At 35.8% G+C, this 8,620-nt stretch carries 7 protein-coding genes; 1 reads left to right on the forward strand and 6 read right to left on the reverse strand.

The window, feature by feature from the left end:
• Nucleotide 1 precedes the first annotated feature (1 nt).
• The 5 genes from CFK37_RS19800 to CFK37_RS19820 form a co-directional block, all read right to left on the reverse strand.
• Nucleotides 2-3,238: a helicase-related protein gene (locus tag CFK37_RS19800; RefSeq protein WP_172840540.1), complete on the reverse strand. Its 3,237-nt coding sequence runs from the start codon at nucleotides 3,236-3,238 to the stop codon at nucleotides 2-4.
• 118 nt (nucleotides 3,239-3,356) lie between these two features.
• Nucleotides 3,357-3,593, reverse strand: a complete 237-nt coding sequence (locus CFK37_RS19805) for a TIGR04540 family protein (protein WP_089063482.1) — start codon at nucleotides 3,591-3,593, stop codon at nucleotides 3,357-3,359.
• A 653-nt stretch (nucleotides 3,594-4,246) separates the two neighbouring features.
• On the reverse strand, nucleotides 4,247-4,726 hold the full coding sequence (locus CFK37_RS19810) for a DUF6516 family protein (RefSeq protein WP_089063483.1): 480 nt from the start codon (nucleotides 4,724-4,726) through the stop codon (nucleotides 4,247-4,249).
• Complete coding sequence (locus tag CFK37_RS19815) at nucleotides 4,716-5,480, reverse strand: helix-turn-helix domain-containing protein (RefSeq protein ID WP_089063484.1); 765 nt, start codon at nucleotides 5,478-5,480, stop codon at nucleotides 4,716-4,718. Before CFK37_RS19815 ends, CFK37_RS19810 begins: the two co-directional genes overlap by 11 nt.
• A gap of 312 nt (nucleotides 5,481-5,792) precedes the next feature.
• Nucleotides 5,793-6,983: an SEC-C metal-binding domain-containing protein gene (locus CFK37_RS19820; protein ID WP_245837275.1), complete on the reverse strand. Its 1,191-nt coding sequence runs from the start codon at nucleotides 6,981-6,983 to the stop codon at nucleotides 5,793-5,795.
• 245 nt (nucleotides 6,984-7,228) lie between these two features.
• Between CFK37_RS19820 and CFK37_RS20085 the strand changes: the two genes are divergently transcribed.
• Nucleotides 7,229-7,369: a hypothetical protein gene (locus CFK37_RS20085; RefSeq protein WP_157724911.1), complete on the forward strand. Its 141-nt coding sequence runs from the start codon at nucleotides 7,229-7,231 to the stop codon at nucleotides 7,367-7,369.
• 39 nt (nucleotides 7,370-7,408) lie between these two features.
• Here the strand turns inward: CFK37_RS20085 and CFK37_RS19825 are convergent, their stop codons facing one another.
• Entirely contained in the window at nucleotides 7,409-8,398 is a 990-nt protein-coding gene (locus CFK37_RS19825; protein WP_089063485.1) for an MBL fold metallo-hydrolase, read from the reverse strand.
• Nucleotides 8,399-8,620 lie beyond the last annotated feature (222 nt).

Below are 8,620 nucleotides of genomic sequence, written 5' to 3' on the forward strand. Positions count from 1 at the left end.
CCTACTTTACGATAAGATAAGAAACTAACTCAAAGTCTTCTGCTTTTTGGAATGTATCATATGAAAGGGAGGATTCACCGATACTGAATAACGATGCCATACCCATCTCCTCATTTTTACCGATGATGAAATCAGTAGCACTGGATAACATTGACTGATACTTATCCACATCCTTAATTTCCTCCGTTTCTTGTTCAAATGCATGAATTAATTCCGGATAAATTTCTGTTTGACCAAGACTAAGTTTCCGATACAAATCAAGGATTTGCTTGCTTTTTACGTGACTGTAGTAGATACGTTCATTTTCATCAATATAAATAAGGTAATATGGTTCTAAAGCACTTTGATCTGGAATAGTTGCTTTTTGATTAATTTGACGTAGACAGAAAATGACTCCTGGTTTTAGATCTGAATCTGGGTCTGAATGATTTGGTGCGATTGCATATAATCCTAATGGTGCTTTCTCAATCATTTCTTTATGATTCTCCATGTATTCAACCAGATCCATTTTAAAATCGTTTAATGTCAGGTCTGTAATAGATAGTCCACCCGACATTTCTTCAAGATCTATTACTTCCTCCTGAAGTTGTTCAAGCTGTTTACGACGATAATCCAGATCATTCATTTTCTCGCCCTGGTAATCGATAACATTCTCCTCACCCGTTGCAGATATATCGACTAATGCCATCCGTCCTGTTACACGTGCTTCCAAATTAATATATTCATCCAGTTCCATATTTGGCCAAAAGTTTACTAGCTGGATTTTAACGTTTTTCGAACCTAGGCGATCAATTCGTCCAAACCGTTGAATTATACGTACAGGGTTCCAGTGAATATCATAATTAACAAGATAGTCGCAGTCTTGTAAGTTTTGACCTTCTGATATACAGTCTGTGGCGATTAATATATCAATTTCTTCTGATGCATCTGGATACAGTGTGTCTCTACCTTTTGATACTGGTGAAAAGTGTGTTAAAACTGCATTTAAATCTTTTGTCTTTACACCCTTCATTGTTGTTTTATTACTGCCAGAACCAGTAACAAGTGCTGAATGGATTCCAAGATATTCCTTTGCCCATCCGGAAATATTGTCATACAGATAATTAGCTGTATCTGCAAAGGCTGTAAAAATAATAATTTTTTGGTTGTTTTTGTTTATTGGCTTTTTAATTTTCTTGTTGATGTGTTGCTTTAGATATTGTAATTTTTCATCACGATGTGGTTGTACCTTCGCTGCTTCAGTGATTAGTAGTTCTAAATAATGCCTATCATCTTCTAATGCTTGTCTCCACTTAATACGATCCATGTCCTGAATTAATACTTTGACTTTGGAACCTATTAACATGTCTTCTATTTCATCATCTTCAATATTAATCTCATTAATTTTCAACGCGCTATTAGTATACTCTTTGTAATGATCCAACTTGCAGATAAGGTCATCAACCCTATGAAGTAACGATGCAATAGTTTTCCCAAACGAATGTATGGAACTTTCCATCCGTTTTAATAGGTTGACTCGCATAAGATGAATTAAACTAAGCTCACGATCTAACTGAGTTAGTACTGATGTATTATTTATTACAGTATCGTACTTTTTGCTATATTCCGTTCGTTTTTCAGGCAAAAGATACCTTAAAGGGGCGTAGGCACTTAAATTAAGTCGATTTATGAGTTTGTTAACCTCTTCCAATGACGGAAACTCATTTTGATTATCAATCGGTGCATGTTCATTAATTGGTTTTAAACGGGTTGGAAATTTACCTATCTCCTTTAAATCATAATATTTTTCAACATGCTTACGAGAACGTGCAATCGTTAATGAGTCAAGAAGCTTAAAATAATCCGTATTTAACATTTCTAATAGTCGATCAGTATTACGTTCATGATCCTCTAACTTTAACCACTTATTAAAAGCAGTCTGTGATCTACGTAACGATGTTTCGATACTATGAATCCCCACTCTTTCTAGGGCATCGTCTTTTCCTTCTGTGATAAAGGCTATTTGGTTTTTCAAATCTTTCATACGATTGTTGACAGGTGTTGCCGATAACATTAATATCTTTGTTTTAACACCTGCCTTAATTACCTTGTTCATTAATCTTTGATAGCGTGTTTCATGATCCTTCCTTGCATCGTTATTACGAAAGTTATGTGATTCATCAATTACAATCAGATCATAGTTACTCCAATTGACAGTCTCTAAGTTAATATCTCCTGACATGCCAGAGTAGCGACTCAAATCTGTATGATTTAAAACATCATAGTTGAAGCGGTCAGCAGCTAAGATATTTCTTTTATCATTTAGGGTATATATCGTCCAGTTCTCACGTAATTTTTTAGGGCTTAATACTAGAACTCTATCATTTCGCAATTCGTAGTATTTAATAACAGCTAGAGCTTCAAATGTTTTACCAAGCCCAACACTATCTGCAATAATACAGCCATTATGTTTTTCTAGCTTGTCGATTGCACCAAGAACGCCATCCCTTTGAAATTTATAAAGCTTATTCCATACAGCCGTTTCATGAAAACCGGTTTTTGATTTCACTATTGTATCTTCATCAAGCTCATCCAAGTAATCTTTAAAAATATGATAAAGAGTAACAAAATAAATAAATTCAGGATTATGATCTTGATACAATACTTCAAGTTGATCAAGTAATTCTTCTTTTACATCCTCAAGTTGATTCTGATCCTCCCAATAGGTATCGAACCACTGAATGTATTGTTGTGTCATTGCTTTATCATCCGTATAAGTAGTTAGGGCTGGATCTTCAGAATAAGTAAATCCCAGGCTACTACTTCTGAAGTTAGCACTACCAAACATGGTAAATGAGTCATATCTTGGGTTTTGAACATTCACCATGTTCATGGTTGGAACAGATGTTTTAAATGACTTTACATCCACTTTTTCATGTATCCATGCGGCGCACTCCTTCGCAATCCTACTCTGAGTTAACAAGTTACGAAACCCTGCTTCATCTTCAAAGCCGGAAAGGGAAAGTTCCCTTTGAAGTTGGGCAGTACTTTCCTTTATATCATGTGGTGTGTTAGTAAAAGATGGTTCAGTGAATAAAAACTTAACACGATCAACTTTTGACAATTCCTTTTTTAACGCATTAAATGCATAAATAGTAAAATAAGCCGACATAATCGACAATTTAGCATTGGATCTTATATTTTTTTTAATAGTTTCACCTATGGATCCCATTTTCTTATTATCAAGAAGCTTTTGCATATGTATCCCTCATCTCCAGTACTGTATACAATATAAAGCCACATTCACTCTGCATATTGATCAGAACTTAAAATAATTCCATTGCTTATCCAGAACTCTATGCCAACTCATAGTATTTTTAATACAAATTTAACACCCTACTAACAACTTCCAATCGTCTCTTCCCACATTGCTGCTGAAGAACAGTTGTGAATCTACTGTCCTTAAGAAATTTATTCTGATTATTACTATATAACTTCTGAATTATTTCAATCATTTCAACTTCACTTATGTCATCTTCCCAATATGTATCAATTACTAGGTTTATAGTCGCCGCTAAACCCCTCTGTGTCTTCTGAAATAGCTTTATATCCATGGAATCACCTCGGTGTTCTTACTTTTTTTATACTTTATCTTTATTCTATATCTAGTTCTTTAGTAACACAATAAAATTTTAAGAATATAACAGATTTTCTCGCTATCTTCTTTTTTTATTTCCAAAGACGACATGCGCAGTGAGCGGATCATTCGTGGAAGGAGTCAGAAAAAAGAATATTTCATTAACATGTTGGTGCCAATAGTAAGGTTTTAAATAAAATATGTCATACGTGATGTGGATCTCTTAGATATAGATGTTCAAGGTTTACTACTGATTCACTGAAGTAATTCTTTGATCTAACACCAAATGAAAAGTTGAAGTCATTAATTAGATGTTAAAAAAAAATTAAAGGATATATTAAAGTAGTGCAGGTGAGTTGGAAGGTTCTCCTTCAACTTTTTCCCTCTAAGGGTAGTACGTGATAACTCAAACTATCAATACAATCGAAATTTAGAGCAGTATTACCCTTCGCCCATAAAATGAAGGCTATCTAGATGGGTTTGATGATCAAAGTATATTTGTTCAGCCAAAGTATAAACCGCCTATAAATGATGACACCTCCAATTGTTCGACAGAACTAACAATTGGAGGTGTCGTTTTAAATGCACATAATAAAGACACCTTTTTGATCAGATGTCTAATGTTTTTTACTATTTAATTATGTTTAGAATTCCTCTATTGTTCCAATACGCTTCGTTTAGCGTCCAAACATCCCAGTTTTCCTTTCTTGCCTTCCAATCCCCAGAAACGTGATGATGATGGTGTGGCTCCGACTCCACCCTATATTCAGGTCTTGTCCAGGTTGCATTATGTGGATCATTTCCCCATGCTGAAATATGATGATTTAATTTTCCTAGCTTCGGAATAATGATTTTCCATTGATAAGAGTATTTACTAACTATTCCATCAATATATTTTTCAGTTGCAAGTAATCCTGTCTTTCCATGTACCGGATGCTCTTCTAAAGGAAATAAGACAGAAAGTACATTATTTGTTTTCTTCAAATTAGGATAAATTCGATCCTTGCCAGGAACATTTTCATGTGATGTAAGAAGATGTCCATATTTCTTCAAAATATCAGGGATTTTTGCGGGACGGAGAGGCGTTTGTACATGATTTTTATTTCGCATTCAACCGTTCCTCTGACACTTTTTGTTTTAGCTCACGGTATTCTTCTTCCAAGCTATCCCATTCATAATAGTCCTGCAGCTGACCCATCATATCTTCGTTTATCATTGGAAAAGCTTCTTCTACCTTATCCACTTTATATTTCAATTGAAACTCAAGTATTTCTTCCACTACTTCTTTCAAACGTTCTTCTGCCGATTGATTCCGCAACTTGTTTTCTTGGAAATTCATCTGCATTTTTAAACAATACTCTGGATTTCTCCAAAGTTGTACAGCATGTTTGGGTATTTTCCGGTGGGAAGTTGTTACCATTTTCTCTAACCCACTATTCAAATATTTATTAATGGTAACGGTGGAGACATTGAGCTTTTTTGCAGCTTCACTTGTGGTTAGCAGATAGTCATCATGATAGTCAAAGGCTATGTTCTGTCCACCAATCCGGTAATACCAATCCTCAAAGTCCACTTTTAACTTTCCAAACTCTTCGTTCGAAATAGGTGATTCCATTATCATTAATTGCTTCAACCATTCAAGTAAAGCCCCGTAATTATCTTCTGAATAGATATATTCTTCATTGTAATCCATGGTTCGGGCATCCATAGAAACACTTTTCACTCGATCTTTAAAAGTTCCCATCATGATCATAATTAATTGACTTAAAATGTAGCTCGTTTCTTTTTCAATTTTTGACTTACTTTTTTCTTTATAGGCAGTTTCAATATCCTTTTTTGTTTCTTCAAATACAGCTAAACTCATGATTTTCTCCCCTTCTCACCTCCATTATAAGTTATATATTAACGAAAAATCAATATAATTAACTTTGTTATTTATTAATATCCTTAATAGTATATTCATTTATAAAAGGAAATATACTGATTTCACCTATCCTGTCTACACCTTTCATATCTTACCTTACGTAAATATATGCGGGTAGAAAGAGGGTTAGACATGATCAATTTTCGTGTTGCACACACTCCCTGCCAATGGGTTTCAACTACAATACCAGCACATTGGAATACATATTCAAAAAGGCCAATGCTCCAATGAACATTGACCTCTTTGCAACTCCTACCTACCACAACACTTCTTATACTTCTTCCCACTTCCACAAGGGCATGGGTCATTTCTCCCAACCTTCACAACCGTTTTGCCATTATGATTAGCCTCTTTTTTCTTCTCCTGTTTGCTTAACTCGTTTGATGTATATCCTTTCAAAAACCATTCCCTCGTGTTGTTCATCAGATCGACAACTTTATCCATTAGCGCACGGACGGCATCCCCATTATCAAATTCAAGGGAATAGCTTAAAAAAGTTAGGATATTGTTTGGACTGTCTCCAATTCTAGTTGCATAGACGCATTCCTCCACCATTTCATCTGCTTCCGACCGATCTACTTCAAAATTTTTCACAAGAAAGTTGACTAGATTCAGATAGCTTTTGTTCCGATCAACGAATTCTGGTTCACCGGCCGCGAGAAGCTGTTGTTTCGTAAACGGATAATAATCTAAGCCACTTCTTGCCTGATGCTCTTGCTTTACCCTTTTTGGATCAAGTATTCTACCAGTTGAGAAGCCATCTTCATTAATATAAATTTCATGACGATATGCATTGGCCTCTGAAATTACATCAAGGTATGCACCAAATTCGATTGGCTCTTTCGTATATTCCTCCACCATTTCTACCAGTTGGGTGGCAGTTAATGTACCGTAATAATACAACAGTCCCTGCGAGAGCTTAATCCAATCTGTATTCCTGCTAATGGAAGCCCGGAGATTTAAATAGTTCTTTAACGTTCGGATTGTTTCAATAAGTTCATCTGGTACCGCTACTATTTTTTCTCCGTTATACGTTCCTGTGTATAGAAAACCCGTAGCACGAAGATAATCGATTTGTTCGTCTTTTAAATTAGGTGCACTAATGTACCCACCTTTATCGGCTATTTTTGTTAGCATTTTAAATCGCTCCGTATCAAATAAGAAGCAAATATTTTCTAGATGCTCAGGTATCCTCTCCTGTAACAGCGCAGCCAAATCAGCCTTTTTCAAATTACTGGCGTTTTTTATTCCCAAATGTTTTCTTATCTCGCCCAGTTCGTTTTTCGTATATTTATTTAGACCATTCTGCAACGTAAGAGGAACGCTTATTTCCGCCCAGAATTTATTAAACTGCTCTTCCTCAAACTTCCGTCTATCATCCTTTAATCCGTCCAACGTCTGTTTCATTTGATCTTCTACATTTTTATCCATTTCATCGGTCATATGATCCACCTACTCTTTATTTCTATTATAATAGATAAATTATCTACAGGTAAACATATACAACAAGGGTTTAGTGCAGTGCTTCATCCATCTAATCCTTCTCAGAAAAAATGTCATTTTCTTGTTGACAGAATATATTTAAGAATAATCAGAATGTGTTATAATTAAGACAACATATAGAAAAGCTACACATATAATCATTTTAAAAGGAAGTGATGTGTATGTGTAATAAGGAGGATAAAAAAATGCACTCTACAGTTCAAAAAACAAATCCCTCACAGTCTGATTCTTTTATGAAGTTAAGAAGAAAAATGCAAAATCAAATGAAAAAAAATCATGTAGACTATCATGATATATTGAAAATCATTAAAGAAGAAAAAAAGTGACAAATAAAATTGTTCTTAAAAAAACCTCAGTCTACTAAACTAAGGTTTTCCAATCGAATCCTGCACATTCCAATCTCTCGGCTTACTATCCTTACCCTTCCATTCCTTTTGCGGTACTTGATATGGAGCGGTGGCGATTAAATAATTATCCTGCCAGCTTGCTGCTCCAGAACGAATCATTTCATCGAGCAGGATCTGAATAAATTCCTCCGGCTGCACCTGGAAAGAATAGCGTGCAAAATCTTGGAACCAGCCACACCGCAGCAGATAGTCATTGATTTCATTCTTTGCCATTCCGTTTTGAATGATTAATGCGAATGAAAAAATCCTCTTGCAGGCATGCCATGAAACTTTTTCTGGATTTTTGAGCCACTTTTCGTACCGCTTGCTTGCTGCATCAATGGCTGCTTGTGGATTGTCTATTTGCGTCCCATGCCCGGAATATGCCTGCTGAATCTGGAGCGTGGATAGCCGCTCCAAGCTTTCCATTGACCGCTGGATAGATGCCACACCCTCCCGAAAGATATTTAACCAGCCGACATCATTTTTGTGAAAAAGATCTCCGCCGATTAATACCTCTTCATCAGCATCATACAGCGAAATATGCCCTAACGTATGTCCCGGTGTATGCAGGACTTTCAAGGTTCTGCTTCCTGTATCAATTTCATCGTTATCCGAGAGCTTTATATCGACCCGGTAAGGCTCTACCGGCTGATCCAGCCATTCTGCGCTGCAGGACTCCGGATCACCAAAGTTGGCTAAGTCGGCCTCCCATTTATGTGCGGCAATTGGAACACCATAGTTTTGTTGAAAATGAAAATTGCCACCGACATGGTCGCTATGGTAATGCGTGTTCACAATGAGATCTAATTCCTCTGGCTGAACACCTGCATCTTTAATTAATTGCTCTGTATCTATCGCTTCACTTCCAAAACCAGTATCAATTAAGATCGGAAGCTGATCATTGATAAGAATCATATTTGCACTTGGAAAATTTCTTTCAAAGAAAATAATCCCTGGGTTTTTCATAGAGCTATTCCTCCTCTTGAATTCACCGTTAATTGGAAAGGATAAGGAAAACGGATGGATTATAGTTATTCGTAATGTGAACATTCTCTATATTTATCGTAACATATATTTTCAGAATAAATATATTTCTTATGGCAATGCAAAACGACCATCAGATTGCGGATCATGTGATGGCCGTTTTTTTAGGCGGTGTTGCATTAACAGTAACTATTGTAGTATAGC

It is taken from the genome of Virgibacillus phasianinus (assembly GCF_002216775.1).
GTDB classification, from domain to species: Bacteria; Bacillota; Bacilli; order Bacillales; family Amphibacillaceae; genus Virgibacillus_F; species Virgibacillus_F phasianinus.